Origin of the sequence: Herbidospora cretacea, assembly GCF_001570605.1 — a bacterium.
GTDB classification, from domain to species: domain Bacteria; phylum Actinomycetota; class Actinomycetes; order Streptosporangiales; family Streptosporangiaceae; genus Herbidospora; species Herbidospora cretacea.
In genome coordinates this window covers 1-24,301 of sequence record NZ_BBXG01000016.1, presented here as the reverse complement: position 1 = coordinate 24,301, position 24,301 = coordinate 1, and the positions used below count along the sequence as shown (strand labels likewise).

Below are 24,301 nucleotides of genomic sequence, written 5' to 3'. Positions count from 1 at the left end.
GGTGTGTTTCATGAGCGCTCAAGAGCGCTCGTCCCACCCGTCCCTCCCCTGTCCGGAGTCCGCCGATGGCCCGCTCGTTATGCGCACTTCTCGTGCTCCTGTCCGCCCTCATCGCCACCCCCGCCCAGGCCGCCCCGGCCGTGTTCGCCCACCCGGGGGTCATGGTCAGCCGGGCCCAGCTCGACTTCGTCAAAGGCCGGGTCCAGGCGGGCGCGCAGCCGTGGAAGGCCGCGTTCGACCAGATGGCGGCCTCGCCGTTCGCCTCGCTGACACGCAACCCGACGCCGCGCGCGGTGGTCGAGTGCGGGTCCTACTCCAACCCGAACATCGGCTGCACCGACGAGCGGCAGGACGCGCTGGCCGCGTACACGCTGGCCCTGCGCTGGTACATCACCGGTGACGCGCGCTACGCGACCAAGGCGATCTCGATCATGGACGCCTGGTCGGCCGTGCTGCGCGACCACACCAACAGCAACGCGCCGCTCCAGTCGGCCTGGGCCGCCTCCACGTGGCCGAGGGCCGCGGAGATCATCAGGTACACCTACACCGGCGGCTGGCCGAACGTGCAGCGGTTCGCCACCATGCTGCGCGACGTCTACCTGCCCGAGGTCGTCAACGGGTCGTCCAGCAACGGCAACTGGGAGCTGTCGATGATGGAGGCGGCCATCGGCATCGCCGTCTTCCTGGAGGACAGGGCCGTCTACGACCGCGCCGTCACCCGCTTCCGGGCCCGCGCGGCGGCCTTCCTGTACGTCACCGCCGACGGCCCCCAGCCCAAGTACCCGCCGGTGGGCAGCGTCGACACCTACAGCGAGCTGGTCAGCTTCTGGCACGGCGAGACGACCTTCGTCGACGGCCTCAGCCAGGAGACCTGCCGCGACTTCACCCACACCGGCTACGGCATCAGCGCCATCTCCCACGTGGCCGAGACCAGCCGCATCCAGGGCCAGGACCTCTATCCCGAGCTCACCGACCGGCTCCGGCACGCCCTGGGCTTCCACGCGAAGTACCAGCTCGGCACCGCCGTGCCCTCGTGGCTGTGCGGCGGCTCGCTGAACCTGGGCCTCGGCCCGGTGACCGAGGTGGGCTTCAACGCCCTGAACACCCGCCTGGGCATCGCGATGACCAACACCCAGACGCTCACCGAACGCCAGCGCCCGGCCGGCACGAACTATCTGTTCGTGGCGTGGGAGACGCTGACCCACGCGCGGAACCCGAACTAACGCATCAGGGCCAGGCGCCGGGTCAGCTTCGTGACCGGCGCCTTCGGCCCGAAGACGACCAGGCCCACGTAGTCGATCTCGGCCGCCGGGGTCTCCGCCAGGATCCGCAGGTACTCGCCGTACTCGCGGGCCCGGCGGGCGACCTCGGTGAAGCCGACCACCCGCACCTCCTCCGGCACGGCGTCGTGCAGCTCGCGCAGCGTGTCGCCCGAGGCGGTCAGGACCGGCACGGGGTGGGTGTTGAGGCCGGGGTGGACGTTGCCGTCGGCGTCCTTGCCGTCGGAGCCGAGCCATGCGGTCAGCGCGTCGCCGAGGCTGAGGGCCAGCACGGCGGCGGCGTTCACGGCCAGGCCCGCCGGCAGGTCGTCGCGGAGCACCATGACAAGTTTGGTCTCCATCGGTGAACTCCGTTCAATCGGGTGGTCAACGCCGACGACTCTAGACATTCATCTGGGCCTTATGGCCGCCAACCGAACGCATGGTCGGCGCTAGGGTCCAATTCATGGATTTGGACGACACGGATTCGGCGATCATCGCCCAATTGCAGCTCGACGCACGGCAGTCGAACCGGGAACTGGCCCGGAGGGTCGGCATCGCCCCCTCGACCTGCCTGGAGCGGGTCCGCGGCCTGCACGAGCGCGGCGTCATCACCGGCTACCACGCCCGGCTCGACCTGTCGAAGATCGGCCGGAGCGTGCAGGCGATCGTGGCGGCGCAGGTCAGGCCGTCGAGCCGGACCGTCATCGACAGCTTCCGCGACTGGGCCGTGCCCCGGCCCGAGGTGCTGGAGGTGCTGGTCGTGGCGGGCGGCGACGACTTCCTGATCCGGGTGGCCGTCCAGGACAACGAGCGCCTGCACGGCTTCCTCATCGACCACCTGGCCAAGCGCAAGGAGGTGGTCAGCTTCCGGACGCTGGTCGTCTTCCAGCACTCGGCGACCACCGCGATCACGCCGCTGTCGACCATGACGTAGCGGCGACGTCTCCGAAAATGCCGACAATTGCCACGGAAAAGGGGCCCGACGCGCCATTCATCCGCCAATAGACGGCCTATTCGGATGAATGTGGGTGAAGCGGCAAGCGCCTGACCTGGAGCAAACCGGACTGCGATCCTGTCCCGGTCATGGTGGACCAGACTGCCTCCCTCGAACGGGTCACCGCCATCGCCGTCGAGCACCACACGGCACTCGATCAGGCGGCGCGCCTGGTGCACGCCATCGCCTGGACCGGCGGTGGCGCCTCGGCGTTCGCCGAACTGCTGACCGGGCAGCGCGCCACGCTCCGGATGGCCCTCTCCGAATCCATTTCCCTTTTCTCCGGTACGCCGGAATTAGCCACCGATATTCCCCCCACCCCCCGGCCGAGGGGCACGTTCGCGGGTTTCTCCCGCGACGTGCTGCCGACCCTCGCCGGGGAATTGTGCGCCGCCGCGCGGAACCTGCTGGAGATCGCCGGATTCCTGCGCGAGGAGCTGTCGGTGGCCGGGAAGTCCGACCGCCCGGCGCGCGTCATCGCCGACATCGGTCTGTGGTCCGGCGAACAGGCCGGCCGCCTCCGCGACCGGCTCGTCCGGCTCCCGCCGGGCAGGATCCTGCCCGCCGCGCTGGCCGCCTACTGGATGTTCGGCGACCACGCGGGCGACGAGGCGGGCGCCGGCCCCCTGCTCGCCCGGGTCTCGGCCGGCGACCCGGCCGCCGTCCACAGCCTGCTGGGCCTCCAGCACCGCTGCGCCGACCCCGGCCTCGGCGGCCGGGTGAGCGCCTGGTGGACCATGCAGCCCCCGAAGACCCGGATGACCTCGCTAGGCCTGCCCGGCTTCGGCGGCCTCCACGGCCTGCCCGGGGCGGTCCGCGACTCCGCCAACCGCGAGTTCCTCCAGGTCGAGACCGGCCTGCTGACCCACGACCTCCACCGGCTCGGCGCCTCGGTGATGTGGCAGTCCGACCGCGACCTGCCACGGAGCTGGGACCGGGTGAACGTCCAGCTCAAGCGTCTGGAGACGATCCGGTCGGCGATGACGCCGGTGCCCGGCTACCCCGACCCGATGCTGCTCGGCTTCGACGTCGCGGGCCAGGGCCGGCTGACCGTCTCGTGGGGCGACCCCGACACGGCGCAGACCACCGTGATCCTCGTCCACGGCCTGAACACCGGCCTGTCGGGCGCCATGGCCAGCATCACCCGGGCCCAGCTGCTGTGGCGGCAGGCCTCGACCATGGCGGGCACCCGGGTCTCGTGCGTCACCTGGGACGGCTACGACGCGCCCCTGGTCGACTTCGGCGCCTTCTCCCCCGACCGCAACGCCGACCTGGGCGGCCAGGCCCTGACCGCGTTCTGCCTGGGGCTGCGGGCCGCGCACACCCCGTCCAGAAGCGCCAGGAACGTGCTGATCGGCCACGGCGACGGGGCGCTGACCGTCCACCGGGCGCTGGCGGGCGGGGCCGGGCTGGCCGACGACGTGATCATCATCGACCACGGCGACGGCGACTGGCGGCCGGAGTCCGCCGCCCTGCGCGACGTGGCCACCATCGTCAACGGATCGGGACCGCGGTGAAGATCGGGTACGTGCTGGTGTTCCTTCTCACACTCACGGGATGTGGCATGTCCGACGACGGCGAACTGACCCAGTCACGCGCGACCGAACGGGTGGAGAGACTGGTCCGCGACACGGCGGCGGCGCTGACGCCCCAGCCCCAGCTCGAACTCATCCCGGTGTCGGTGACCCCGACGGCCTGCCTCGACAAGAGCGAGTCGCTGCAGAAGATCGTGGTCGGCCGCTCCTACTGGCTGCGCGGCGTCGGCAGGGCCCAGCACATGGTGGTCTCGCGTCAGGTCGCCGAACACTGGAAGGAGCAGGGTTTCCAGGTCATCGCCAAGAACGGCCAGCCCGACAACCCCGACCTGAGCGGCGTCACCGAGCCCGACAAGTTCATCCTCGCCCTGACCTGGGCCTCCGGCGACCACATCTACCTGGCCGCGACCTCACCCTGCGTCTGGCCGGAGGCGCACCGGTAGGCGGTCGAGGGCGTGCAGCAGGGGCAGCGGCCGCCATTCGAGCTCGTCGGCCGGGGCGCCGAGATCCATCTCCGGGAACCGCTCGAACAGCCGTCCGAGCGCGATCCGCGCCTCCAGCCGGGCCAGCGGCGCCCCGAGGCAGTAGTGGATCCCGTGCCCGAACGCCAGGTGGGGCGACTCGGCGCGGTTGAGGTCGAGCCGGTCGGGCTCCCGGAACGTCGCGGGGTCACGGTCGGCTGAGGAGAGGGCGACGGCGACCAGTTCGCCCGCCGGGATGGTCACGCCTCCGATCGTGACGTCCTCCCCGGTCACCCGCTGGGGCGCGAAGTTGAGCGGGCCGTCGTACCGGAGGAACTCCTCGACGGCGTTCTCGATCACGTCGGGGTTCTCGATCAGCTCGGCGCGCTGGCCGGGGTGGGTCAGCAGGGCCAGGGTGGCGTTGCCGATGAGGTTGACCGTGGTCTCGTGCCCGGCCAGGAACAGCAGGAAGCAGGTCGAGATGAGCTCGACGTCGTCGAGTCTGTCCTCCTGGTCGCGGGCCTGCACCAGCGCGGTCAGGATGTCGTCGGCCGGGTGCCTGCGCTTCTCGTCGACGAGCGCCACGAACCGCTCGACCACGCGCGCGATGCGGCGGTCCCGCTCCTTGGGGTCGTCGCCGGTACGGAACGGGCGCGTCATCGCCTCCTTCATGAGCCCCCGCAGGCCGTCCCGATCGCGTTCGGGCACCCCGAGGAGCTCGCAGATGACCGTCATGGGCAGCGGGTAGGCGAAGGTCTCGATGAGGTCGACGTCGCCGTCCATCCGGTCGAGCAGGCCGGCGGTGATCTCCTCGATCCGGGGCCTGAGCCGCTCGATCGCCCTGGGCGTGAACGCCTTGCTGACCAGCCGCCGCAGCCGCGTGTGGTCGGGCGGGTCGCTGTTGAGCATGTGGGAGGCGAGCTCGGCCGGCTGGACCCGCGCGTCGGGCGTGGTGGCTGCGCGCTGCAGGGCGTCGCGGAGGGCCGCCGCGTCCTTGCGCAGCCGGGGATCGGCGAGGGCCTCCCGGGCGTCGTCGTAGCGGGTGATCAGCCACATGCGGATCCCGTTGGGCATCACGACCTCGACGGCCGGGCCCTCGTCGCGGAGCGCCCGGTAGACGCCGTGCGGATCCCGCAGATAGTCGTCACCGAGCACCGGCAGACCATGCGACACGCGAGGCTCCCTTCCCCTCCGAATGCATCATCGCCAATTCGTCTGGTGGTTATAGGGCCGCTGATCTACCCTTAACCAAATCAAGCCCTCAAGGATGAGATGACTGGCGCATCTTCGCTTTTCGGCCCAGATTTCGGAACGCCCCAGCAAAAGCCTCGCGAATCAGGCTTTAGGCCACTACGAATGTTGATTACGGTCAAGGCAGCACCAAACCCCTCGACCACCTATGGCGAAACGGTCTGTGTCGCAGGACTGAACCTCGACCTCAACAGCCCCGGATGGATTCGCCTTTATCCCATCAACTTCCGCGAACTAGGCAGCGAGAGCAAGTTCAAGAAATACAACATCGTGACTGTCGAGGCCACGCCCAACGCACGCGACCCACGAGCCGAGAGTTGGCGGCCACGCGCGGATCGCATCCGCGTCGAAAGTCACCTGTCCACCTGGGACAAGCGCATGCCGTTCATCGACGACTACGTCGAGGACTCGATGTGCGACATCCTCGCCGGAGTCAGGGAACGCGCCTCGGCCCGATCCCTGGCCGCCATCCGGCCGTCGGAGATCCTCGCTCTGGACATCGAGCCCCACCCGGGCTGGTCATCCGAAGAACAGAGGAAGATCGACCTCTACACGCAGCAGGAGGATCTCCTCTACCAGGGACCGCGAACAGCGCTGGAGGCGCCGCGATTCAAGGCCTGGTATCGCTATCGGTGCGGGTCACGCCGCTGCAACACCCATCGGCAGGGCGTCTTCGACTGGGAACTGGTCTCGCTGCAACGGACCGTCTGGGACCGGGACGACGCGGGAGTGCGACAGGCGATCGAGGAGAAGTTCCTGACGCTCATGTGCGCCCCAGACCGGGACACGATCTTCTACGTCGGCAACCAGCAGGCTCACCCGCAGAGCTTCATCGTGCTCGGCGTGGTCTATCCCAGGAGGGCATAACCCACCATGCCCAAAACGACGTCGCGGTGACACCGCCGTTCATCGGACTCGAAGCACAGGAGGGCGACCGAGGATTCATGGGCCAGCCGTGCGATCTCGTCGAGGCATCGGCGGGCCTCCTCCGAGCGGATCTCACCGGCGTAGAGGTCGCGGGCCTGGCCGAGCTCTTCAGGCGAGCCCGAGAAGCCGGGACGATTCCATTTCGGATTACCCAGGGCGCGCATGTGCCGATAGCCGATTCCAGCTTCGGCCAACCCCGCCGCGAGGGCGTTTTTGCTGAAGCCGCGTTTCCGAGAGATGGGGTTCAGCCGGACGTCGACGATGATGTCGACCCCGGCATCGCGCAGGCACCGGACGAACGTCTCCAGGTCGGTTCCCTCGTATCCGACACCGGTCAGCCCCACGTGATCTCCTCGATTCTGTCGGCTCGCCCGACCATATCCCCTGTCTAGGGGAAACGGTGCGGCCCTGGGCCTTTCTGCCCCAGCACGTCGCGCGGGTTCGAGTAGGGGCACGAGACGAGGGACAGGCAGCCGCAGCCAATGCACTTGGAGAAGTCGTCGCGCAGCGCGGTCAGCTCCTCGATGCGCCGGGTCAGGTCGTCGTGCCATTCGCGGGAGATCCTGGCCCAGTCGCGCTTGCCCGGGACGCCGTCGGCCGGGAGCCGGTCGAGGGCCTCCTTGATCCTCTCCAGGGAGACGCCCACCCGCTGGGCCACCCGGATGAACGCGATGACCCGCAGCACGTCGCGGCGGTATTCGCGGCGGTTGCCGGCTGTGCGGCGGCTGTGGATGAGGCCGAGGCTCTCGTAGTAGTGGAGGGCCGAGACGGCCACTCCGGCGCGTTCGGCGATCTGGCCCGGCTTCAGCCAGGCCGCGTCGGGATCGAGCAATGTCGGCCGCCTTGACGTCAAGTGCGCTTGATGAAGTGGACTCTACTCATGACGTTGATGCGGGCGGCCGGGGTCGCCGAGTTCGGGGCGGCCGACCGGCTTCGGATCGTGGAGGTGCCCCGGCCGGTGCCGGGGCCGGGCGAGGTGCTGGTCCGGGTGCGGGCCGCCGGGGTGCAGCCCGCCGACGTGGCGGTGCGGTCGGGGTGGCTGCCGCCGGGGGCGCCGCCGGTGGAGTTCCCGGTCGTGCCGGGGAACGAGTTCGCCGGGATCGCCGAGGCCACCGGTGAGGCGGTCGTCGGGTTCCGGACGATGCGCTGCTACGCGGAGTACGTGACGGTGCCGGAGAGCCAGGTCGTGCCGAAGCCGGGCGGGGTCGACTGGGCGGCGGCGGGGGCGCTGTCGGCGTCGGGGCAGACGGCCCACACCGCCCTGGAGCGGCTCGGGCTGCGGGAGGGCGAGACCCTGCTGGTCCACGGCGCGGCCGGGGGCGTCGGGACGATGATCACGCAGCTCGCCGTGCGGCAGGGCGTCCGGGTCGTCGGCACGGGCAGCGCGGCCAACCAGGACTACCTCGCGGACCTCGGCGCCACCCCGGTCGAGTACGGCGACGGGGAGCTCGACCGGCTCAAGGAGCAGGGGCCGTTCGACTCGGTGCTCGACGCGGCCGGGAAGGGCAACCTGCGCACGTCGGTCGAGCTGGTCGCCGACCGCGCCCGCATCGGGTCGATCGCCGACTGGGAGCTGGCCAGGGAGCTCGGCTGCCTGTGGATCGGGAGCGACCGGAACCGGGGCAGGCTCGCCGAACTGCTCGACCTGGTCTCCGCCGGGGAGCTGCGGGTGAACGTGAGGGCGGCGTACCCGCTGGAGGAAGCATTCCAAGCCCACGCCGACATCGAAACGGGCCACGGACGGGGGAAGGTCGTGCTGATTGTCGGGTAGGTGGAGCCGATGGACGACTACACCGTGAACCTCATCGGCTACCACGTCGAGGCCGTCGACGGCGGGATCGGAACCGTCGACGCGGTCAGCGACGAGATCGGCGAGGGCTACCTCGTCATCGACACCGGGCCCTGGATCTTCGGGCACCGGGTCATGCTGCCCGCCAGCGTGGTCACCCAGGTCGACGCCTCGCAGCGGAAGGTCTTCGTCGACCGCACCAAGGAGGAGATCAGCAACGCCCCCGACTTCATCATGATCGACAATCCTCCCGCCCCGCCCAATCCCGACCGCTTCCCGTACGGGATCCCCTAGAAGGCGGAAGGCCCCGCCTCCCGAGCGGGGGGCGGGGCCTGGCGTGCGGGGGTTCAGGGCCAGCGTTCCACCGGCACGGGGGTCGGTCTGGCGATCACGTCGAGCCGTTCCAGCAGGACCAGGAAGGTGGAGGCGTAGGGCGACGACTCGGCCACCCCGGCCACCCGGTCCCAGTCGACCTGCTCGCGCAGCGCCCGGACGGTCGGCAGCAGCCCCGAGTAGTCGCAGCTGTGCTCCGACAGCGGCAGTATCCACGAGATCACCAGGTCGGTCGCCTCCAGCACGGGCAGGCTCAGCGCCGCCGTGTTGATCATCGTGGCCCGCGAGATCATCTCGGGAGTGACCGGACGGTCGGCGAGCTGGAAGATCAGGTCGACCAGGACGTCGTCCTCGTCGAACGCCTTGACCAGCCAGTCCTCCGGCGGGCGTTCGGTCCGGAAGCCCATGTTCTCCAGCGTCTTCAGCGCCAACGGGACGTCCTCTTCGACCAGCGCGAAGTCGACGTCGTGCAGAGACGGGGCCGCTCCCCTGGCGTATCCGGCGCACCCGCCGGCCAGGGCGAAACGTACGCCCACCTCTTTGAGGCCGGACCCCGCCCGCTTGAGCGTGTCCAGGATGGCGTCGGTTACCTCGTGACTGTGACTACCCACGCCGCACCGTTTGCCCCGGAACGTTCGACCCAAACAATCTCGGGTACTACGGGCCGCCATGACCGAGACCCTGAAGGAAATCAACGACGCGTATTCCGAGGAACGCCCCTTGGCTTCCTACGCCAGGGTCCTCGGCGTCTACGGCACCGCCGTCGCCGCCCTCCTGGCCGCCGGGAAGCTGACCGGCCGCGCCGCCCCCGACCGGGTGAACCCCATGGACCTCGCCCTGATGTCGGTGGCCACCCACCGCCTGTCCCGCACCATCGCCAAGGACACGATCACCAGCCCGCTGCGGGCCCCCTTCACCCGCTACGTCGGGGTCTCCGGCCCCTCGGAGCTGAAGGAGGAGGTCCGGGGCGAAGGTCACCGCCACGCGGTGGGCGAGCTGGTCAGCTGCCCGTTCTGCCTGGCGCAGTGGATCGCGACGGGCTACGCGGCCGGGATGGTCTTCGCCCCCCGGCTGACCCGGCTGGTGGGCGCCACGATGACGGCAGTGGCGGTGTCCGACTGGTTACAGCTGGCGTACGCCCGGATGATCAAGGAAGCCACATGACCGAAGAGCAGCACAGAGTCCTGCTGACCAACCCCGAGGAGAACCCCAAGGAACGAGTCGACCGGGAACTCGGCGAACTCCTCCAAGGACTCAGAGTCCAGTCGACCGGCGTGCAGGTGCTCTTCGCGTTCCTGCTGACGCTCCCCTTCTCCGCCGGGTTCGGCCGGGTCGACCTGTTCGGCCGGTGGCTCTTCTACGCGGCCCTGGTGTCGGCGGCCGTCGCGTCGATCTGCCTGATGGCGCCGGCGATCCAGAACCGCATCATGTTCCGGTCGGGGCTCAAGGAGCTGATGCTCCACCGGGCCAACGACCTGGCCGTGGTCGGGGGGATCGCCCTGGCGGTCTCGATGACGTGCTCGACCGGGCTGGTCGTCGAGGTCTACCTGGGCACCTGGCCCGCGGTCCTGATCGCGGCGGCGGTGGTGCTGCTCAGCACCTGGCTGTGGTTCGTCCAGCCGCTGGTGACCCTTCAGCGGAACCGGGGCAGGACCGCCGACTCGTAGAACTCGAAGAAGCCGTCCTGGTCGGGCCCGATCTGAGCGATGTAGATCTCGTCGTAGCCGGCGTCGACGTACTGCTGGATCGCGGCGATGTGCACCTCGGGATCAGGGCCTGCCGGGAGGGTCAGGTCCTCGGGCCGGACCAGGGCGGCGAGCTGTTCGAAGTGCCGCGGCAGCGGCAGCAGCTGGCTGGCCTCACCCTCGATGCCCTCGGTGGGCCACAGGCGGTGGGCCAGCCGGCGGGCGTCGTCCTCGTCGGTGCCCCAGCAGACCTTCAGGCCCGCTTGGGCCGGCTTCCCCTCTCCTCCGGCTTTCCGGTACGCCTCCACCAGCTCGGCGTCCGGGAGGACCGAGACGTAGCCGTCGCCGATGCGACCGGCCAGTTCGACCGCCGCCGGGCCGAATCCGCTCACGTAGATGGGCGGCGGCTCGTCGGGCAACGTGTAGAGGCGCGCGTTCTCCACGTCGTAGAACTCCCCGTGGTGGGTGACCAGGCCGCCCTCCCACAGTTCGCGGATGATCCCGACCGCCTCCTCCAGCATCCGCTGCCGGTCGCCGGCCGGGGGCCACGGGTCGCCGAAGATGTGCTCGTTGAGGGCCTCGCCGGTGCCGACCCCCAGCTGGAAGCGGCCGTCGAGGAGGATCTGGGCGGTGGCCGCGGCCTGCGCCACGATCGCCGGGTGGACGCGGACCAGCGGGCAGGTGACCGCCGTGGTCACCGGCAGCGAGACCACCTGGGAGAGCGCGCCGATCACCGACCAGACGAAGGAGCTCTCTCCCTGCTCGTCGATCCAGGGGTGGAAGTGGTCGGAGATCCACAAGCCCTCGAAACCGGCGTGCTCCGCGAGCACCGCCTGTCTGACCAGCTCTTTCGGGCTGTGCTCTTCGGAGCTGAGGAAGTAACCAAAACGTGTCATGAGATTTCCCTTGCCCACGTTCCCGGGCGTTAATGACCCGTTCGGGGGGGCAGTCAGGCTTCATGGCTACTTTGCTCTGGATCATCGCAGTTGTACTCGTCATCGCCGGGATCTACGTGATCCTCGCTCGTCGGGACATCCTCTGGGGGATCGTCCTCATCGTCCTCGGGTTCCTTGTGGGTCCCGGCGGCGTCAGTATCTTCAACGTATAGCGATCGTGAGAACACGAGAACGGCGGCCGGAGAGTCCGGCCGCCGTTACGTGTCTTCTCAGCACTCCCCTTCTCAGCATTCCTCCGCGTCCAGGCAGTACGTGGCGTACGCGCGCTGCAGGACCGGCAGGGCCACGTTGCGGACTCTGATGCCCCCGGGGGTCATGCCCTTCTCCGTGCCGTGGTGGGCGTGACCGTGGACGATCAGGTCGGCGCCCTCGGCGTCGACCGCCTCGGCGAGCAGATAGCTGCCGAGGAACGGGTAGATCTCCGGCGGCTCTCCGGCCAGGGTCTCCTTGACCGGTGAATAGTGGCTGAGGACGACTTTGTATTCGGTGTCCAGGCTCTTCAGCGCCGTCCGCCACCGTTCGGCGATCTCCCGGGTGTGCCGGACGAACGCCTTGGTCTCGGGCTCCCCGAACTCGCTGGCCGACTTTCCGGCGAACCCGCCGCCGAAGCCCTTGCCCCCGGCGATCCCGAGCCGCCCGTCCAGCAGGGTCTCGGCGCTGTCGTCGAGCACGACGCAGCCGGCCTCGCGCAGGACGGCCATGATCTCCTGCTCGACGTCGGAGTGGTAGTCGTGGTTCCCCAGCACGAACACGACCGGCACCGGCAGGCCGCGGAACTCGTCCGCGACGATCTTCCCTTCGCCGAGCGTGCCGTGGCGGGTCAGGTCTCCGCCGACCAGCAGGACGTCGGCGCGTTCCTCGATGCCGTCGAGCCGCTCCCGGTAGGTCCCTCGCTGGGCCTCACTCAGGTGGATGTCGGCGACGGCCGCGACGCGGATGCTCACAGATGCTCCTCCTCACCGGGTTCACGGACCTCGACGCAGGTCACCTCGTTGTGGACGGTCAGCCCCGGAGCGGCCTCACGCGCCACGTCGGTCAGCAGGTGGACCTGGTCCTCGCCGGCCACCTGGCCGCGCAGGAAGAGGTGGTCCCCCCGCACGTCGACCCGGATCCCGAGTTCGTTCGTTCGGCCGTCCTCCGCGATCGCTTGCTGCACGCGGGCGGCCACATAGTGAGGTGTGTCCATAAGGAAAACGCCTGCCCGCGCCTATTGCACCGAAACAGGATGTTTCCTGGAGAGCTTTATAGGTTAAAGTGGAGGCAATCTTGTGCCTAGGAAGCAGGCACCTCCCGTGTTGACGCATGCCGTCCCGGAGGTCCCTTGCACCCGGCACATTTCCCCCCTTCCGCCGTGTCCAACCGGCGTGCTCACCTCCCGGCTCCCGTGACCCCGGACTCGGGCCACCCGTTCGCCCGCGATCCCGCCCGCGAGCGGGATCAGCCGTTCCCGGAGGTAACCCCGTGAAGATCGCCATGATCTCGGAGCACGCCAGCCCGCTCGCCTGCGTCGGCACCACCGACGCCGGAGGCCAGAACGTCCACGTCGACGCCCTGGCCAGAGCCGTCGCCGCCCTCGGCCACGAGGTCGTCGTCTACACCCGCCGCGACGACGAGAACGTCCCCGAGCGGGTCGGGCTCGCGCCCGGTGTCACCGTCGTGCACGTCCCGGCCGGACCGGCCCGCAAGATCCCCAAGGACGACATCCTCCCGTGGGTGCCCCACTTCGCGAAGTGGCTGCGGGAGCAGTGGCTCTTCGACCGGCCCGACGTCGTGCACAGCCACTTCTGGATGAGCGGCCTGGCCGCCCTCGGGGCCGCCCGTGACCTGGGGATCCCGGTCGTGCACACCTATCACGCGCTCGGCGCGGTCAAGCGCCGCCACCAGGGCGCCGACGACACCAGCCCCCCTGAGCGCGTCGAGGCCGAGACCCGCATCGGGCGCGAGGCCGACGCCATCATCGCGACCTGCACCGACGAGGTCGACGAACTGCGCCGCATGGGCGTCAGCCGGCGGCAGGCCCGGGTGGTGCCGTGCGGGGTCGACCTGACCCGGTTCCACCCCCACGCCGCGACGGTCCCGACGGCCCGGCCCCGGCTGCTGGCGATCAGCCGGCTGGTCCCCCGCAAGGGCGTGGCCACGGTCATCGAGGCGCTCCGGGGCGTCAGGGGGGTCGACCTGGTGGTGGCCGGCGGGCCGCCCGCCGGGGCGCTGCACCACGACCACGAGGTGACCCGGCTGCGCTGGCTGGCCCAGCGCAACGGGGTCGCCGACCGGGTGTCCTTCACCGGTCAGGTGGGCCGCGAGGACGTCCCGTCGCTGATCCGCTCGGCCGCCGCCGTCGTCACGGTGCCCTGGTACGAGCCCTTCGGCATGGTCGCGCTGGAGGCGATGGCCTGCGGGGTGCCGGTGGTCGCGTCGTGCGTGGGCGGCCAGAAGGAGACCGTGGTCAACGGGATCACCGGCGTGCTGGTGCCGCCGCAGCGCCCGACCGCGCTGGCGCGGGCGATCCAGCGGTTGCTGGCCGACCCCGTGCGGCAGAGCGCCTTCGGCATCGCGGGGGCCGACCGGGCCAGGGCCCGGTACGGCTGGAACAGGATCGCGACAGAGACCGTCGCCGCCTATCGAGAGGTCGGCGTCAGATTGGAGGCGACGGCATGACGACCGCACTCGTGCTGCGCGCGCAGGGCATCGGCCACCTCCTGACGGCCGTGCCCGCCCTGCGCGCCCTGCGCCGCAGCGGCATCAGGATCGCCCTGGCCTGCCCGCCGGAGCTGAGCGAACTGGCCGCCCTGACCGGGGTGGTCGACCGGCTCATCCCGGCCTACGGCCTGGAGCCGATCCTGTGGCCCGGACTGACCGACCGCAACTCCGACCTGCCCTTCTTCCCCGAGATCGCGGTCAACCTGCACGGCCGGGGGCCGCGATCCACCGAACTGCTGGCCGACCTGCGGCCCCGGAGGCTGTGGGCGTACGCGGAGGAGGCCTATCCCCCCGGCCCCAAGTGGGACGAGGGCGAGCACGAGACCCGGCGCTGGTGCCGCCTCGTCGAGTGGTACGGCCTCAAGGCCGACCCCCGTGACCTGCTGCTCCCCTCTCCGACGACGCCGAGTCCCGCGCCGGGCGCGGTGGTCGTCCACCCGGGCGGAACGGGACTGTCCCGCCGCTGGCCCGCCGAGCGGTTCGCCGAGGTCGCCCGCGCGATCGCGGGTGAGGGCCTGCCGGTCGTGGTGACCGGATCCCGCGCGGAGCGCCCGTTGGCCCTGCTGGTGGGCACGCAGGCGGTGCTGCCGCCGCAGATCGTGTACGCGGGCCGCACCTCGCTGCGGGAACTGTGCGCGATCGTGGCCGGGGCCCGTCTGGTGATCAGCTCGGACACCGGCGTCTCCCAGCTCGCCACCGCCTACGGGACCCCGTCGGTCACGATCTTCGGCCCGGAGAGCCCCCACCGCTGGGGACCCCCGAAGGACCGGCCCCGCCACCAGGCCCTCCGCAACACCGCCGACCCGTCGTCGGTCTCGACCCGGGACGTGCTGTCGGCCGCGGCGGCGGTCCTCAGCGAGGGGCTGGTCAGGCGCTGAGCAGTTCGCCCGCCTGGTCGGCCACCGCCGCCGCGCCCACGTCGGTCAGCCACGACACCGGGTGGGCGCAGCCGCCCGGTTCCCGCAGGCCGGCGCTCCCGCAGGTGGGGCACTGGGTCGTCCAGGAGATGAGGGGCCGGTGGTGGCTCCGGGTGAGCGGGCCGGCGTTGATCAGGTCGCCGCACCAGTAGACCCCGACGGTCGGGGTGCCCATGGCGGCGGCCAGGCGGCGGGGGCCGCTGTCGTTGGCGATCACGACGTCGCAGGCCGTGTAGAGGGCGGCCAGACCGCCCGCCGACAGGGTCCCGACGACGGGGATCGCCTTGGGGATCAGCGCGCAGACCTCGTCCACCAGGTCGCGTTCGTGCTCACCGCCGGTCACCGCGACCGGACGGCCCAGCCGGGCGGCGGCTTCGGCGAAACAGGAGGCGGGCCAGCGCCGCCGGGCGTCGCGGCCCCCCGGGTGGACGGCGATCAGCCCGCGCGGCAGTTCCCCCAGCACCGACCGCAGTTCGGCGTAGTCGCGGCCGGTCACGTGCATGCGCGGCTCGACGTGCTCGCTGCTGGCGCCGACCAGGCCGGCCACCTCCAGGAAGCGCAGCGTCTCGTGCTGGTAGGGGACATAGGGGACCCAGCGGTCGAGAGGCTGGGCGTCGTCGCCGCGCAGCCCGGCGGTGACGCGCGCGCCCAGGCCGTTGACGAAGGCGTTGGCGTAGTGCCCGTCGCCGTGCATCTGGAGTGCCAGGTCGAAGCGGCCGACGAGTTCCGGCGGCGCCTCCGGCGACTGCTCGATGGGCGGGACGGCGACCACCTCGTCGACCGGGCCGGGCCGGCCGCGCAGGAACGGCACCTGCCACTCCCGGCCCAGCAGGGTGATCGACGCGGCCGGATAGGCGCGGCGCAGCGCCTCGACAGCGGGGAGGATCAACAGCAGGTCACCCAGAGCCGAAGCCCGCAAAACGGCGATCCGCTCGACGCTCTCAACGATGAGGTTCATCGATAGGCCTTCGCTCGGTTCGTTTTCGGTACCTCGGCCCGGTTACCCGAGGGGTGCATGAGCAAACACGCTGCGGTTTTCCCCGCACGTCACCGGGCAGCAGAGGTGACCATGACGGAAGAGACAGTCCGCCGCTTTCCCGGTCTCACGGCCGTGGTCGTCGGGGATGTAATGCTCGATTCGTGGCTCCAGGGCCAGGTGAGCCGGATGGCGCAGGAGGCGCCGGTCCCGGTGGTCAGCGTGGACCAGATCGAGGACGCCCCCGGCGGCGCCGCCAACACCGCCGCCAACCTGGCGGCGCTGGGTGCCCGCGTGCACCTGCTCGGCGTCGCCGGAGCCGACCCGGCCGGGACCGCGCTCATCGGATCGCTGCTCCGCCACGAGGTGGACGGCCCCATCATCACCCGCGGGAGAAGGACCGCCGTGAAACGGCGGGTCATGTCGGGCGGCCAGATGGTGGCCCGCTACGACGAGGAGGACCGTTCCCCCGTGCCCGCCTCGGTCGAGCGCGAGCTGGTGTCCCAGATCCGCGAGATCGCGGACCTGGCCCACGTCGTGGTCGTCTGCGACTCCGGCGCGGGCGTCTGCACCGAGGCCGTCCGCGAGGCGCTGGCCGGGCTCCCCCTGCTGGTCGTGGACGCCTACGACCCCGGGCTCTGGCGCGACACCGGCCCGGCGGCCGTGCTGGTCCGCCAGGACGCCTGCGACCTCGTCGCCGACGAGCCCTTCGACACCACCGGGGCTCCGATCGTCGTCACCGACGACGGCGGCGGCGCGGTCGTCCTCCGGGAGGACCGCCCGCCCTACCGCACCCACCCCAACCAGAGCGACCTCGTCGGCGCGGGCGCGGGAGACACCTTCACCGCGGTCTTCGCGCTGGCCCTGGCCGCGGGCGCGGACGCCGCCACCGCCGCCGACCTGGCCCAGGCGGGCGCCGACGTCGTCTCCCGCCGCCCCGGGACGGCGGTGTGCGACGCCGACGACCTGCTCGCCGAACTGGGCCCGCGCCAGGCCATGCCGGCCAAGGTCCTGGCCGAGCGGGTCGCCACCGAGCGCGAGCAGGGCCGGCGCATCGTCTTCACCGACGGCTGCTTCGACGTCCTGCACCCCGGCCACGTGACCTGCCTGGAGCAGGCCAGGCGGCTGGGCGACGTGCTGGTGGTGGGGGTGCGCGACGACGCCAGCGCCGCCCGCAGGAAGGCCCCTGACCGGGTGGTCAACTCGGCGGAGGACCGGGCGGCCGTGCTGGCCGGGCTGGGCTCGGTCGACTACATCACCCTGGTCGAGGACGACAGTCCGGCGTCGCTGCTGCGGCTGATCCGCCCCGATGTGTACGTCAAGGGCGGCGGCGGCCATCCCGACCTGCTGCCGGAGGCGCGGCTGGTGAGAGAGCTCGGCGGCGAGGTTCGCCTGGTCGAGCGGCGATAGCACACGAAATCGGAGGGTAGGGGATAAATCATGACAGAGCCGAGAAAGACCGAAGAGCAGGTCGACCCCAGAGGCAAGCCCATGGTGCCGGCGACCCCTCGCGACGTCGTCCACGTCAGGCTCGGGTCGTTCGGGCTGGTGATCGCGCTCGCCGTCGCGGTGATCGCCGGTCTGAGCCAGGTGTGGTGGCTGATGGCCATCGGCATCGTGGCCGCCGTCGCCATCGGCGTCGACATGTACCTCGCGACCCGCCGCCAGCGCACCCTGGGAGGCGGCCCCCAGTCCGAGGCCGGCTAACCCACTGAGAGGCCGGGCCGGGACGCGATGTCCCGGCCCTCCGTATTTCCTGGGTGACGCCGTAATCCTGGAGAGCGCCTTGTTCTGGAGAGCGCCGTTACCCGGATGGCGCCGTGTTCCTGGAGAGCGCTTGTTCCTGGAGAGCGCCGTGTTCCTAGGCCGCGCCCACGGTGAGCCGGTCGATCGTGCTCGCCAGCGAGGTCGCCCCGGTCAGCACGCACGCGGCGCCCAGCTCGATGAGGCTGCTGGTGGTGCGGCCGCTGACGCGAGCGGTCCCGCCCGCGAAGGGGCCGGTGGAGACGACGCCCCCTTCGAGGCCGAACTGGGACATCTCCCCCCGGAACATCGACTGGCCGACCGTGGTCGTGGTGTCGTCGTTCCAGGTGATCGTCATCTTGGCGTATCCGGGCCCGATGGGCCCCGGACACCCGCCGGTGATGACTCCCTCGACCCGGACGGTCCCGCCGGTGAGCGCGGGGCGCTTCACCGAGGAGCAGATGCCCACGTCACCGGTGCCGGTCAGCCGGACGGTGTCCCTGGTGAACTTCAGCCCGGGGTCGAACCGCAGGTGGATGCTGCCGCCGTGGCAGACGACGTCACCGATGTCGTCGGCGGTCGCCGCCGGGGCGGGTGCGAGGGCGAGCCCGAATGAAAGGGCGACGGCGGACAAGAGGAGTGAACGCATGCACTCCATGATCTTCGCGACCCCTCGGCCGGACCGCCGACCACCGGTCAGGGCACGACCATCGTTCTCTCACGGAAACAAGAAGAGGAGCCGGGTCGGGACACCCGGCTCCTCTTGCCGCGAAAGTTTTAGATGGGGTCGTTGTAGCGGCGCTCCTCGTAGACACGACGCTGGGTGGTGTGCACCTCGTCCACGGGGGCCACCGGGGTCACGGTGGTGGCGGCGCGGCGGACGGTGCTCAGCCGGTAAAGGCCGAACAGCAGCCCCGCCAGGCCGCCCACCATGAGGATGACCCCGATGACCTGGATGTCGAGCCCGGCGAGGGTGAATTCGACAGCCCAGGTGAGAATGGCGCCCAACATGATCAGGATGATGCTTCCGGCGATGGTCATGGCGTTCCTCCTTCGACCGGTGCACTATCCCGTCAGCGAATCTCAAACGTGGGGGGGACCAAAACAGGACCACGAGGGCAGAATGCCCGTCATGAACGAGACCCCCATCGTGATCATGGGCCTGATGGGCGCCGGCAAGAGCACCGTCGCCCGCCTGGTCGCCGACGCCCTCGGCCGCGAGATGCGCGACAGCGACGGCGACCTCCAGGCCCGCTACGGCCAGACCGCCGCCCGCATGAACGAGACCCTCGGCGCCGACGTCCTGCACGACCGGGAGACCGAGGTCCTGCTCGACGCGGTGGCGGCCCGGCCCGCGGTCGTGGTGGCCGCCGCCGCCAGCACCGTCGAGGACCCGGGCGCGCGCGAGGCCCTGACCTCGTCGTTCGTGGTCTTTCTGGACGGTCCTCCGGAGGTCCTGGCCGAACGGATGCTGTCGAGCAGCCACCGGCCCCACTTCGAGCCCGACCTGGTCCACATGCTCAGGACCCAGCGCGACAAGCGCCTGCCGAAGTTCCAGGAAGTGGCCGACTACACGGCCGACGCGACCCGGACCCCGCACGAGATCACGACGGCGGTGCTGGCCGCGTTCCGCTGACGCCCACGCGATCACGATGGTGTGCGCCCGGCGTCGCCTGACGCTGATCCGCCGGGCCACTTGCCGCGAAGACCGCCTGGAACGCGGCAGGCCCTACGAGTCGCCCAGGACGAACCAGACGATCTTGCCGCCGCACACTCCCGGCGCGTATCCCCACGACGCGGCCAGCGCCGCCACGATCATGAGGCCCCGGCCGTCGGTGGACTCGGGGCGGGGGTCGCGGGGCCGGGGCGGCATCCCGCCGGTGTCGTAGACCTCGCCGTAGACCCACTCGGTCGTGCCGCGCAGGCGCAGGGCGAACGCGGTGCCGGCATGGCGGACGGCGTTGGTGACGAGTTCGCTGACGATCAGCTGGCAGTCGTCCAGGAAGGCGGCGCAGCCCTGACCGGTGAGTTCACGCCTGACCAGGCTGCGGGCCGTGGCCACGCTGGAGCCGACGGCGGGGAGGAGGCATTCGGCGGACCACGTCTCGAAGTCGTCGAGCCCGTCGAGCGCTGTGGCGGCGAAAGGGACACTCATGCCCGCGTCCTCCTTCACCATGCATTGGGAGCGCTCCCACCTATGTCCAAGGTACGACACGCTTCCTCTCGTGTGAACCAGGGGCGTCGAACTTGTTACATGCCCCAGCGCCGTGGAGGGGCCTGCGTGACCCCGAAGGGCAAAGCCTGAACCTTCACGACCACAGCGAGCAGGGCTCGTCGCGGCGATCGGCAGAAGTCGGGCGACCAGCGGGAGTCGGGTGGCTGGCAGGAGTCGGGTGGCCGAGCAGGCGGAGCCGTAACGGAAGAAAGCCTCTGACGAGCGGAGCGAGGCCTTGCCGGGGAGCGCGAGGGGGCGGAGACCTCTCGCAAGGAGCGCAGCGACCCGGAGCGACAGCGACGTCAGGACGCGAAGGCGGCCGGGGGAGCGCGAGGAAGCCCCTTCGCAGCGGGGGGTTCGGGGGGTCGTCCCCCCGAGTGAACAGCCAGATTGGACGGTGTCCAATGCCATCCGGTTCCATCGAAATATTGTGATCTGGGTCACACTTATAACGACCTGGGGGAACTAGCCGAATCGTCACCTGTAACGTCCTTGCCAATCCATTTACTGACGGATGGGGCGCAAGTGACGTCCCACGGCAGAGCAAGGGAGACCCCGCAGTGCAGCGCACCCTCCTCATCGGCAGCACCATCGCCGGATCCATCGGACTGCTGGCCGCAGCGCTGGTCGCGACCCCCGCCGCAGCCGCCCCCAAGTACATCGAGAAGGAAGTGCTCGCCGGTTCCAGCGAGGCGCAGGCCATCGCCTACTTCTGGGACAAGGCGCAGCTCCAGGACGCCACCCCCTACAACGTCGAGACCGTCGTCGGGGCCAAGCACATCTCCACGGGCGGGCCGACGGCCGACACCAAGGCGGGCACCGTCCCGGCGATCGGCGACGAGAAGAAGTCGACGAGCACGTCGAAGAACGTGAACCTGCCCCGCACCAGCGGCAAGGTCTTCTTCATGGGCGCCGACGGCAAGCCCCACTGGTGCTCGGGCACCTCGCTCCAGTCGAAGTACCGCAACCTCGTCGCGACGGCCGGCCAGTGTGTCTACGACACGGTCAGCAACAAGGTCACCCTCGACAAGTGGGTCTTCGTGCCCGGCTACTACCAGGGCAAGACCCCCTGGGGCATCTACGTCGGCAAGCAGGGTTTCACCCACTACGACTACGACGTCTACGAGGACGGCGACCGCAACTACGCGTTCGTCACCGTCTACAACGGCGTGAAGCTGACGGGTGACAAAGAGGTCGACAAGGCCGCCTACGGCAAGTGGAAGGGTCAGAAGAAGATCCTTTCCGAGGAGGTCACCAAGGCCGAGTTCGAGGCCAAGTACACCGACGGCGGGCCCTACTGGAAGAAGACCCTCGCCCCCGTGACCTCGCCGGTCGACCCGCCGAAGGCCAGCTTCAGCCAGGCCGAGGCCGAGAAGTACTACACCGACGGCGTCGACGGCGTGAAGCTGACCACCGAGTCGGTCTCCCAGACCGCCTACAACGCCGCGCCCGCCGGCACCAACGCCATGAAGAACGGCGAGAAGTGCCCGACCTGGTGCGGCCCCGACTCCGGCACCTGGTACCCGATCGACGAGGCCGCCTACAACAAGCTGAAGGCCGACACGGCCTTCAAGGGCGAGCTGAAGAAGGACGACAAGGGTCAGTTCTTCAAGCGCGAGTGGTTCGTGAAGAAGTGGGTCAAGACCTCCGTGGCCGAGGCCTACTTCAAGGACCACTACATCATCCGCGGCGTCGAGAACGTCGGCCGTCTGGGCGACAACGTCGGCGGCCAGGGTCTGGCCTACAACCAGAAGGTCGGCAAGGCCCACTACGTCTTCGGCTACCCGAGCGGCTCCCACCCCGACGGCAACCGCGTCTTCTCCGGGAACACCCTCAAGTGGACGTACGGGAAGACCTTCGCCGCCTCGGCGTCGGCGATCAACGCCCAGGAGCTCGTGGGCATCAAGTCCTCGTTCACCGGTCAGGGCGCCATCGGCTCCTCGTGGCTGGCGGGCTACAAGAACACCCGTCGTCTGGGCTACCTGAACGGCGTCACCATCGCGGTCTCCGACCGTGACGGCAACCGTCGCATCGACACCTCGGTGTCGCCCTACTTCGACGGTGAGACCTACGGCGTCTACAAGCAGGCGGCCAACGTGTGGTCCGGCTCGATCATCTAGTCCGTAGTAAGTAAGGGAGCGCCCGTATCCAGGGGGATGCGGGCGCCTCTCGTTTTCGCGACTTCGCATCCCAGGCAGGATCGTGAAGTATGGTCGCAAGCGCGTACCAGACGGGATTAGAGGGGATTCGCCGGATGCCGTTGCGCCTCGCCGGGCCTTTCCGTCCGGGCAAGGGGCGGCGCCGAGCGGCCGGGGCCCGCACGGCGTTCGCTCTCGCGGTGCTGCCGTTCCTGATGATGCTCCTGGTGACGCTGCTCGATCTGAGCACCGGCCCGGAGATAGGTTTCCTGCCCCTGCTCGCGGTCGGCCCGGCGTTCGCGTCGCTGACCGGCGGGATCCGGCGGACCCTGCTCGTCGGGGTGACCGCGCTGGTCCTGGCCCTCGGGCTGGCGGCGTACAACCATCTGGAGTTGCGCAGGGCGTACATCACCATGGGTTCGATCGCCGGTGTCACGGCGGCGAGCGCCCTGGCGACGGTGGGACGCCGGCGCAGGGAGCGGGAGCTGGCGCACGTCAGGTCGGTGGCGGAGGTCGCGCAGCGGGTGCTGCTCCGCCCGGTCCCCCGGCGCGCCGGGCACATGCGGGTGGCGGTCTCCTACACCTCGGCCATGGCCGAGGCGCACATCGGTGGTGATCTGTACGAGGTCGTCGTCGCCCCCACCGGGGTCAGGGCGATCGTGGGTGACGTGCAGGGCAAGGGGCTGGAGGCGGTGGAGACGGCCGCGCTGGTCCTGGGGGCCTTCCGCGAGGCGGCCCACGACGAGAAGGACCTGGAGGGCGTGAGCGCCCGGCTGGAGAAGGCGCTCAACCGGCGTCTGTCCGGCGAGGAGTTCGTCACCGCCGTGCTGGCCGAGTTCAACCTGGAGGAGACGACCATGACGCTCCTCAATTACGGTCATCCGGCTCCGCTGGTGGTCCGGGCGGGCGGGGAGATCGAGTTCGCCGACCCCGACGACCATGTGCCCCCGCTGGGGCTGGCCGTCCTGGGGCCCGAGGGGCCGGCCCCTTACACGATCACCTTCGAGCCCGGTGACCAGATCCTCTTCTACACCGACGGCGTCATCGAGGCCCGCGACGCCTTCGGCCGGTTCTATCCCCTGCCCGACCGGGTCCCGCTGCTCAAGGACGACGACCCGGAGGCGGCGCTGGAGTCCCTGCGCCGCGACCTGATCGCCCACATCGACGGCCCGCCGACGGACGACGCGGCCATGCTCCTGATGCGCTGCCGGGAGCCGGAGCTCGGGTAGAGCCGTGGTCCCGCCGAGGAGGACCCCCAACCTCGGCGGGACCACGACGTTCTCAATTAACTGATGGGCGGGTAGGCGTTGGCGAGGAGCTGACGGAACTGGGCCGAGAACCAGTGACCCGACAGCGGAGCGTTGCCCAGAGCACCCGAGGGGTTGTTCCCGTTACGCTCGTTGCCGCCGTAGGTCGGGTCACACATCCGGTCGAAACCCTTGCCCTCGGTGTTCGGGATCTCCTCCGAGGCACCGTCCGACTCACCCGGAGGCTTGACCCACACGTAGGCGTCGATACCCGTCGCGGGGTTGGCGCGCGGACGCTCGCCCAGACCCGCACCCGACTGGTTGCACCAGTTACCGGCGTGGACCCGCCGGTCGACCTTGGAGTTGTTGACGAAGGTGTTCAGGTCGGTCGAGGTGCTCGGACCGGTCGGGCGGTTCGGGCCGCCCCAGCCGTTGCGCGAGGTGTCGATCAGCATGCCGATGCTGGAGGAGAAGCCCTCCTGGATCAGGCGGGTGCGGAAGGCCTGCGCGAAGGACAGCTCGTCGATGTAGAAGTTCCAGTCGACCCAGCGCGACTGGCGGATCTGCTGGCCGTTGACGGTGCCGTTGACCGAGAAGTACGGCTCGGTCAACGCGCTGTAGTTGGCGGTGTTGGTGATGAAGCCGTGGACGGTGGCCTTGCCACCGGTGGCCAGCGCCGCCGCGGTGCCGAACTGCACAGCCGACGGACCGAAGTTGGAGTCCCAGCCCAGCCAGCCGTGGTGACCGGCGTCCACGTAGTTGTAGACGTTCGGGATCGCGTACAGCTTGCCCAGCGCGTAGGCCACACCCTGCTCGTAAGCGCCGGAGTTCTTGGCCTCCTGACACTTGGGCAGGTTCAGGTTGGTGACCAGGTTCGGCAGCGAGTCGATCTCGATGATCGCCACGATCCGCAGGTTGCGGTACTTGCTGTCCGCCATGATCGCGGCGATCGGGTCGATGTACTCGGTCTTGTACCGGGCCAGACCGTTTTCGGAGACCTTCAGCTCACCGTTGGAGGCCAGCGCCGAACAGTCACGGTTGGGCAGGTTGTAGATCACGACCTGGATCGTCAGTGGCGTGGCACCGTTGGCGGCGTCCTGAGCGACGGCCAGGTCCAGGTGGTCACGCAGACCCTTGCTGTTGTTACCCGCCGAACCGCTGGTGATGGCGGC

Annotated in this window: 30 protein-coding genes; 17 read left to right on the top strand and 13 right to left on the bottom strand. The window is 70.0% G+C overall.

The features are described 5' to 3' along the window. Positions 1-65 precede the first annotated feature (65 nt). A complete protein-coding gene (locus tag AW270_RS26800; protein WP_061298838.1) occupies positions 66-1,223 on the top strand; it encodes an alginate lyase family protein in 1,158 nt (385 codons plus the stop codon). Here AW270_RS26800 and AW270_RS26795 read toward each other — a convergent pair. Then, entirely contained in the window at positions 1,220-1,621 is a 402-nt protein-coding gene (locus tag AW270_RS26795; RefSeq protein ID WP_061298836.1) for a DUF2000 domain-containing protein, read from the bottom strand. The genes AW270_RS26800 and AW270_RS26795 overlap by 4 nt on opposite strands. 104 nt (positions 1,622-1,725) lie before the next feature. On the opposite strand from AW270_RS26795, the gene AW270_RS26790 reads away from it, so the two are divergent. The 3 genes from AW270_RS26790 (at position 1,726) to AW270_RS26780 (ending at position 4,234) form a co-directional block, all read left to right on the top strand. Further along, positions 1,726-2,196 carry an Lrp/AsnC family transcriptional regulator gene (locus AW270_RS26790; protein ID WP_218009356.1) on the top strand — a complete coding sequence of 157 codons (471 nt, stop codon included), beginning with the start codon at positions 1,726-1,728 and terminating at the stop codon, positions 2,194-2,196. A gap of 149 nt (positions 2,197-2,345) precedes the next feature. After that, positions 2,346-3,773, top strand: a complete 1,428-nt coding sequence (locus AW270_RS26785) for an alpha/beta hydrolase (protein WP_061298833.1) — start codon at positions 2,346-2,348, stop codon at positions 3,771-3,773. Positions 3,774-3,820: 47 nt separating this feature from the next. Then, positions 3,821-4,234: a hypothetical protein gene (locus tag AW270_RS26780; protein WP_157522699.1), complete on the top strand. Its 414-nt coding sequence runs from the start codon at positions 3,821-3,823 to the stop codon at positions 4,232-4,234. On the opposite strand, the gene AW270_RS26775 is transcribed toward AW270_RS26780, so the two are convergent. Beyond that, a complete protein-coding gene (locus AW270_RS26775; RefSeq protein WP_061298830.1) occupies positions 4,202-5,425 on the bottom strand; it encodes a cytochrome P450 family protein in 1,224 nt (407 codons plus the stop codon). The genes AW270_RS26780 and AW270_RS26775 overlap by 33 nt on opposite strands. A gap of 183 nt (positions 5,426-5,608) precedes the next feature. On the opposite strand from AW270_RS26775, the gene AW270_RS26770 reads away from it, so the two are divergent. Further along, positions 5,609-6,370, top strand: coding sequence for a DUF8757 domain-containing protein (locus tag AW270_RS26770; protein WP_174549895.1), 762 nt, complete (start codon positions 5,609-5,611; stop codon positions 6,368-6,370). Here the strand turns inward: AW270_RS26770 and AW270_RS26765 are convergent. Next, the gene (locus AW270_RS26765) at positions 6,352-6,774 is read right to left on the bottom strand and encodes a DUF488 domain-containing protein (RefSeq protein ID WP_061298826.1); all 423 of its coding nucleotides are present in this window, start codon (positions 6,772-6,774) and stop codon (positions 6,352-6,354) included. The genes AW270_RS26770 and AW270_RS26765 overlap by 19 nt on opposite strands. 44 nt (positions 6,775-6,818) lie before the next feature. Next, complete coding sequence (gene soxR, locus AW270_RS26760) at positions 6,819-7,262, bottom strand: redox-sensitive transcriptional activator SoxR (RefSeq protein WP_061298824.1); 444 nt, start codon at positions 7,260-7,262, stop codon at positions 6,819-6,821. Positions 7,263-7,310: 48 nt separating this feature from the next. Between soxR and AW270_RS26755 the strand changes: the two genes are divergently transcribed. Continuing rightward, the gene (locus tag AW270_RS26755) at positions 7,311-8,201 is read left to right on the top strand and encodes an NADP-dependent oxidoreductase (protein ID WP_369409007.1); all 891 of its coding nucleotides are present in this window, start codon (positions 7,311-7,313) and stop codon (positions 8,199-8,201) included. Positions 8,202-8,210: 9 nt separating this feature from the next. Further along, positions 8,211-8,513, top strand: coding sequence for a PRC-barrel domain containing protein (locus AW270_RS26750; protein ID WP_157522696.1), 303 nt, complete (start codon positions 8,211-8,213; stop codon positions 8,511-8,513). A gap of 53 nt (positions 8,514-8,566) precedes the next feature. On the opposite strand, the gene AW270_RS26745 is transcribed toward AW270_RS26750, so the two are convergent. After that, complete coding sequence (locus AW270_RS26745) at positions 8,567-9,163, bottom strand: nucleotidyltransferase family protein (protein ID WP_061298819.1); 597 nt, start codon at positions 9,161-9,163, stop codon at positions 8,567-8,569. A gap of 58 nt (positions 9,164-9,221) precedes the next feature. Here AW270_RS26745 and AW270_RS26740 point away from each other — a divergent pair, with 58 nt between their 5' ends. Beyond that, positions 9,222-9,716, top strand: coding sequence for a DUF1360 domain-containing protein (locus tag AW270_RS26740; RefSeq protein ID WP_061298817.1), 495 nt, complete (start codon positions 9,222-9,224; stop codon positions 9,714-9,716). Continuing rightward, positions 9,713-10,219: a DUF6328 family protein gene (locus AW270_RS26735; protein WP_061298815.1), complete on the top strand. Its 507-nt coding sequence runs from the start codon at positions 9,713-9,715 to the stop codon at positions 10,217-10,219. The genes AW270_RS26740 and AW270_RS26735 overlap by 4 nt, the downstream gene beginning before the upstream one ends. Here AW270_RS26735 and AW270_RS26730 read toward each other — a convergent pair. After that, positions 10,186-11,133, bottom strand: a complete 948-nt coding sequence (locus AW270_RS26730) for a TIGR03557 family F420-dependent LLM class oxidoreductase (RefSeq protein WP_061298813.1) — start codon at positions 11,131-11,133, stop codon at positions 10,186-10,188. The two genes, AW270_RS26735 and AW270_RS26730, sit on opposite strands and share 34 nt — an antisense overlap. Before the next feature lie 32 nt (positions 11,134-11,165). Between AW270_RS26730 and AW270_RS41445 the strand changes: the two genes are divergently transcribed. Then, positions 11,166-11,345: a GPGG-motif small membrane protein gene (locus AW270_RS41445; RefSeq protein ID WP_061298811.1), complete on the top strand. Its 180-nt coding sequence runs from the start codon at positions 11,166-11,168 to the stop codon at positions 11,343-11,345. A 72-nt stretch (positions 11,346-11,417) separates the two neighbouring features. Here AW270_RS41445 and AW270_RS26720 read toward each other — a convergent pair whose 3' ends face one another. Next, positions 11,418-12,137, bottom strand: a complete 720-nt coding sequence (locus AW270_RS26720) for a metallophosphoesterase family protein (RefSeq protein ID WP_218009355.1) — start codon at positions 12,135-12,137, stop codon at positions 11,418-11,420. After that, positions 12,134-12,379: a BON domain-containing protein gene (locus AW270_RS26715; RefSeq protein WP_061298810.1), complete on the bottom strand. Its 246-nt coding sequence runs from the start codon at positions 12,377-12,379 to the stop codon at positions 12,134-12,136. Before AW270_RS26715 ends, AW270_RS26720 begins: the two co-directional genes overlap by 4 nt. Positions 12,380-12,654: 275 nt before the next feature. On the opposite strand from AW270_RS26715, the gene AW270_RS26710 reads away from it, so the two are divergent. Together AW270_RS26710 and AW270_RS26705 are read left to right on the top strand one after the other, a co-directional pair. Beyond that, on the top strand, positions 12,655-13,851 hold the full coding sequence (locus tag AW270_RS26710) for a glycosyltransferase (protein WP_061298808.1): 1,197 nt from the start codon (positions 12,655-12,657) through the stop codon (positions 13,849-13,851). After that, positions 13,848-14,771: a glycosyltransferase family 9 protein gene (locus AW270_RS26705; RefSeq protein WP_061298807.1), complete on the top strand. Its 924-nt coding sequence runs from the start codon at positions 13,848-13,850 to the stop codon at positions 14,769-14,771. Before AW270_RS26710 ends, AW270_RS26705 begins: the two co-directional genes overlap by 4 nt. Here AW270_RS26705 and AW270_RS26700 read toward each other — a convergent pair. Next, a complete protein-coding gene (locus AW270_RS26700) occupies positions 14,761-15,768 on the bottom strand; it encodes a glycosyltransferase family 9 protein (RefSeq protein WP_061298805.1) in 1,008 nt (335 codons plus the stop codon). The two genes, AW270_RS26705 and AW270_RS26700, sit on opposite strands and share 11 nt — an antisense overlap. Before the next feature lie 111 nt (positions 15,769-15,879). Here AW270_RS26700 and AW270_RS26695 point away from each other — a divergent pair, with 111 nt between their 5' ends. Together AW270_RS26695 and AW270_RS26690 are read left to right on the top strand one after the other, a co-directional pair. Then, complete coding sequence (locus AW270_RS26695) at positions 15,880-17,196, top strand: PfkB family carbohydrate kinase (RefSeq protein WP_063819354.1); 1,317 nt, start codon at positions 15,880-15,882, stop codon at positions 17,194-17,196. A 30-nt stretch (positions 17,197-17,226) separates the two neighbouring features. Continuing rightward, positions 17,227-17,493 carry a hypothetical protein gene (locus AW270_RS26690; protein WP_061298801.1) on the top strand — a complete coding sequence of 89 codons (267 nt, stop codon included), beginning with the start codon at positions 17,227-17,229 and terminating at the stop codon, positions 17,491-17,493. Positions 17,494-17,647: 154 nt separating this feature from the next. Here the strand turns inward: AW270_RS26690 and AW270_RS26685 are convergent, their stop codons facing one another. Both AW270_RS26685 and AW270_RS26680 read right to left on the bottom strand, forming a co-directional pair. Next, on the bottom strand, positions 17,648-18,178 hold the full coding sequence (locus tag AW270_RS26685; RefSeq protein ID WP_157522693.1) for a hypothetical protein: 531 nt from the start codon (positions 18,176-18,178) through the stop codon (positions 17,648-17,650). Between the two features lie 128 nt (positions 18,179-18,306). After that, positions 18,307-18,570, bottom strand: coding sequence for a DUF6458 family protein (locus AW270_RS26680; RefSeq protein ID WP_061298798.1), 264 nt, complete (start codon positions 18,568-18,570; stop codon positions 18,307-18,309). 91 nt (positions 18,571-18,661) lie between these two features. On the opposite strand from AW270_RS26680, the gene AW270_RS26675 reads away from it, so the two are divergent. Beyond that, positions 18,662-19,165 carry a shikimate kinase gene (locus AW270_RS26675; protein WP_169807384.1) on the top strand — a complete coding sequence of 168 codons (504 nt, stop codon included), beginning with the start codon at positions 18,662-18,664 and terminating at the stop codon, positions 19,163-19,165. Positions 19,166-19,258: 93 nt separating this feature from the next. Here AW270_RS26675 and AW270_RS39715 read toward each other — a convergent pair whose 3' ends face one another. Continuing rightward, positions 19,259-19,684 (bottom strand): ATP-binding protein, encoded by a 426-nt coding sequence (locus AW270_RS39715; protein WP_063819356.1) that lies wholly within the window; start codon positions 19,682-19,684, stop codon positions 19,259-19,261. 620 nt (positions 19,685-20,304) lie between these two features. On the opposite strand from AW270_RS39715, the gene AW270_RS39910 reads away from it, so the two are divergent. After that, positions 20,305-21,864, top strand: coding sequence for a trypsin-like serine peptidase (locus tag AW270_RS39910; RefSeq protein WP_063819353.1), 1,560 nt, complete (start codon positions 20,305-20,307; stop codon positions 21,862-21,864). Between the two features lie 134 nt (positions 21,865-21,998). After that, positions 21,999-23,111, top strand: coding sequence for a PP2C family protein-serine/threonine phosphatase (locus AW270_RS26660; protein ID WP_061298791.1), 1,113 nt, complete (start codon positions 21,999-22,001; stop codon positions 23,109-23,111). A gap of 56 nt (positions 23,112-23,167) precedes the next feature. Here AW270_RS26660 and AW270_RS26655 read toward each other — a convergent pair. Then, the coding region (locus tag AW270_RS26655) for a glycoside hydrolase family 6 protein (RefSeq protein WP_169807383.1) at positions 23,168-24,301 on the bottom strand (1,134 nt) is incomplete at its 5' end.

Excerpts from the sequence above, each read along its gene's own strand:
- AW270_RS26790 (WP_218009356.1), top strand. The coding sequence starts at position 1,726 with ATGGATTTGGACGACACGGATTCGGCGATCATCGCCCAATTGCAGCTC.
- AW270_RS26685 (WP_157522693.1), bottom strand. The coding sequence starts at position 18,178 with ATGCGTTCACTCCTCTTGTCCGCCGTCGCCCTTTCATTCGGGCTCGCC.
- AW270_RS26780 (WP_157522699.1), top strand. The coding sequence starts at position 3,821 with ATGTCCGACGACGGCGAACTGACCCAGTCACGCGCGACCGAACGGGTG.
- AW270_RS26740 (WP_061298817.1), top strand. The coding sequence starts at position 9,222 with ATGACCGAGACCCTGAAGGAAATCAACGACGCGTATTCCGAGGAACGC.
- AW270_RS26730 (WP_061298813.1), bottom strand. The coding sequence starts at position 11,133 with ATGACACGTTTTGGTTACTTCCTCAGCTCCGAAGAGCACAGCCCGAAA.
- AW270_RS26660 (WP_061298791.1), top strand. The coding sequence starts at position 21,999 with ATGCCGTTGCGCCTCGCCGGGCCTTTCCGTCCGGGCAAGGGGCGGCGC.
- AW270_RS26680 (WP_061298798.1), bottom strand. The coding sequence starts at position 18,570 with ATGACCATCGCCGGAAGCATCATCCTGATCATGTTGGGCGCCATTCTC.
- AW270_RS26785 (WP_061298833.1), top strand. The coding sequence starts at position 2,346 with ATGGTGGACCAGACTGCCTCCCTCGAACGGGTCACCGCCATCGCCGTC.
- AW270_RS26770 (WP_174549895.1), top strand. The coding sequence starts at position 5,609 with ATGTTGATTACGGTCAAGGCAGCACCAAACCCCTCGACCACCTATGGC.
- AW270_RS26690 (WP_061298801.1), top strand. The coding sequence starts at position 17,227 with ATGACAGAGCCGAGAAAGACCGAAGAGCAGGTCGACCCCAGAGGCAAG.
- AW270_RS39715 (WP_063819356.1), bottom strand. The coding sequence starts at position 19,684 with ATGAGTGTCCCTTTCGCCGCCACAGCGCTCGACGGGCTCGACGACTTC.
- AW270_RS26715 (WP_061298810.1), bottom strand. The coding sequence starts at position 12,379 with ATGGACACACCTCACTATGTGGCCGCCCGCGTGCAGCAAGCGATCGCG.
- AW270_RS26750 (WP_157522696.1), top strand. The coding sequence starts at position 8,211 with ATGGACGACTACACCGTGAACCTCATCGGCTACCACGTCGAGGCCGTC.
- AW270_RS26705 (WP_061298807.1), top strand. The coding sequence starts at position 13,848 with ATGACGACCGCACTCGTGCTGCGCGCGCAGGGCATCGGCCACCTCCTG.
- AW270_RS26700 (WP_061298805.1), bottom strand. The coding sequence starts at position 15,768 with ATGAACCTCATCGTTGAGAGCGTCGAGCGGATCGCCGTTTTGCGGGCT.
- AW270_RS26800 (WP_061298838.1), top strand. The coding sequence starts at position 66 with ATGGCCCGCTCGTTATGCGCACTTCTCGTGCTCCTGTCCGCCCTCATC.
- AW270_RS26675 (WP_169807384.1), top strand. The coding sequence starts at position 18,662 with ATGAACGAGACCCCCATCGTGATCATGGGCCTGATGGGCGCCGGCAAG.
- AW270_RS26795 (WP_061298836.1), bottom strand. The coding sequence starts at position 1,621 with ATGGAGACCAAACTTGTCATGGTGCTCCGCGACGACCTGCCGGCGGGC.
- AW270_RS41445 (WP_061298811.1), top strand. The coding sequence starts at position 11,166 with ATGACCCGTTCGGGGGGGCAGTCAGGCTTCATGGCTACTTTGCTCTGG.
- AW270_RS26695 (WP_063819354.1), top strand. The coding sequence starts at position 15,880 with ATGACGGAAGAGACAGTCCGCCGCTTTCCCGGTCTCACGGCCGTGGTC.
- AW270_RS26755 (WP_369409007.1), top strand. The coding sequence starts at position 7,311 with ATGACGTTGATGCGGGCGGCCGGGGTCGCCGAGTTCGGGGCGGCCGAC.
- AW270_RS26735 (WP_061298815.1), top strand. The coding sequence starts at position 9,713 with ATGACCGAAGAGCAGCACAGAGTCCTGCTGACCAACCCCGAGGAGAAC.